1 protein-coding gene is annotated in these 616 nt (G+C 46.6%); it reads right to left on the bottom strand.

Annotated features, from left to right (window positions below):
* The coding region (locus tag R7Z49_RS26075; RefSeq protein ID WP_318112570.1) for an MOSC domain-containing protein at window positions 1-616 on the bottom strand (616 nt) is incomplete at both ends.

Below are 616 nucleotides of genomic sequence, written 5' to 3'. Positions count from 1 at the left end.
CTCTTTGCTTTCACGGAAAGTGCCACGTTGAGTATTGATCGTGGTAAGAATACAACGCTCACAAGGTTTGAGAGATTCGAATTCCACTTCCCCTATTCGGATGCGCTTCCAAGAATCTTCTTCAAATGGCTTGGTATCAGATACGACTAAGTTTGTGCGGAACTGATCCATGGAGTGTTGCTCAGAACTTCTTTTGTTCAATTCCTCTAGCGAAGCTTGGCTGATCACCAACACTGGATAGCCGTCAGCAAAACTCACATTTTGTCCCAGGCTTTCACGGACACGATTGGATTGTTCACCGCTAAAAAGCAACTCTACGCGCTGTCCCAATACCTGACTAAACCAATCATCCGCATCATCGGTAGTCGTGTAAGCGGTGAAGGTATCTTTCCAAACCGTTGCGGGTGTTTCCTGCATTTTGAAATCTTGATAACGGATTTTAAGTGGTTCCATTCCCAAGCTACTGAACACCACCCCATCGGCAAGCAACGCTGATTTCACGGTTACCATTTGAGGGTGCTTTCGCGCAGTGATCATCGAACCATCGGCTTTGGCAATCATAAAACGACGGTCAAAACTCAACCCTTGCTTTTCTACCCATGCGGACGAAAGCGAC

The organism is Vibrio sp. 1562, assembly GCF_033340155.1.
Classification (GTDB): Bacteria; Pseudomonadota; Gammaproteobacteria; order Enterobacterales; family Vibrionaceae; genus Vibrio; species Vibrio alginolyticus.
This window is presented reverse-complemented; position numbering and strand designations above follow the sequence as displayed.